General features: G+C 39.2%; 1 protein-coding gene. It reads right to left on the reverse strand.

What is annotated here, in order from left to right; all coding sequences use genetic code 11:
- On the reverse strand, positions 1-1,397 hold a 1,397-nt coding region (locus tag EJ01_RS16845), incomplete at both ends, for an outer membrane protein assembly factor BamB family protein (RefSeq protein WP_157203577.1).

The raw sequence follows: 1,397 nt of genomic DNA on the forward strand, positions 1-1,397 counted from the left end.
TAGTAAATAGCTGCATCAGATTCACTCGAAATAGCAACATTAATTGAATTTTTAGACAAAGAAACACTTGAAGGTGTTGCTGATACTGCTGGAGCAGTTTTATCAATTGTATAAATGTATATAGTATGCTGCGAAGGATTACCAGCAGCATCTACTGCATAAAACTCCAAACTGTTAATTCCTTCAACATTTATGGATACTGTCCCACTGCCTGTGAAAGTACCCCACGAACCGCCGTTTATTTTATAGTAAATTGTTGCGTCAGGCTCACTTGATAACTTTACTTTAATACTGCTGTTGGATATACCGCCGGTTTGATTTGCACTTACGTTTGGAGGGGCGGCGTCAACTGTGAAACTGGTACTGTAAAGTTCTAAATGATTTCCATCCAGGTCAGTTACACAATCATTATACAGCGTTAGAATGTATTTACCGCTGATTAAAGAGTTTGCAGGAGTTATAGTTAATATACTGCCTTTAATACTTGTTGTAAATGGTACTGTATTTCCACTGCTGTCTTTAAGTTCTATTTGACCGCTGCCCATTTTAATAGGGCTGGTGAATGTGATTTTGATTACTTTACCAGCCGGCACGTTCACAGCGTTGCCTGCAGGATCAACACCAGCTACAAGCACATTATCATGGAGGGCATACAAAGTACCAACACTTCCAAAGTATAAAGTTCCATCGCTGCCGATAGCAAGAGATGCTGACATCCCATTTCCAGCAGTGTAATTCCATTTTTGTGTGCCGTTAGGGTTTAAAGCATACAATTCCTCATAACCATCAACTACGCTTCCGAAGTCACTTCCAAAGTATAAAGTTCCATCATTTCCAATAATTGGAACCGAAGCCATCTCTCCTCCAGTAGTGTACTTCCATTTTAATATTCCATCCGGATTCAACGCGTACAAGTTACCGTCATCACTTCCTATGTATACGGTTCCATCATTTCCAATAACAGGAGACACAGCTACCCTGTTTCCTGTGGTGAACTTCCATTTTAATGTCCCGTCATAGTATAAAGCATACGTATTATTATCCCCACTTCCGAAATATATCGTCCCATCACTGCCAATAGCAGGAGCTGAAGTTATACTACCTCCAGTTGTGTAATTCCATTTTTGTGTCCCATCAGGATTCAATGCGTACAAATGAGTATCCCAATTTCCAAAATATATCGTCCCATCACTGCCAATAGCTGGGGCTAAAAAAGTCATATCTTCAGCAGTGAAATTCCATTTTAATGTTCCATCAGGATTTAACGCATACAAATTTTTATCTCCACTTCCAAAGTATATTGTACCATCGTTTCCAATGGTTATATCCGAACCTATACCTAATTTTGCGGTGTAATTCCATTTTTGCGTTCCATCAGGATTTAACGCATACAAATT

Origin of the sequence: Methanobacterium veterum, from assembly GCF_000745485.1 — an archaeon.
Taxonomy (GTDB): domain Archaea; phylum Methanobacteriota; class Methanobacteria; order Methanobacteriales; family Methanobacteriaceae; genus Methanobacterium_D; species Methanobacterium_D veterum.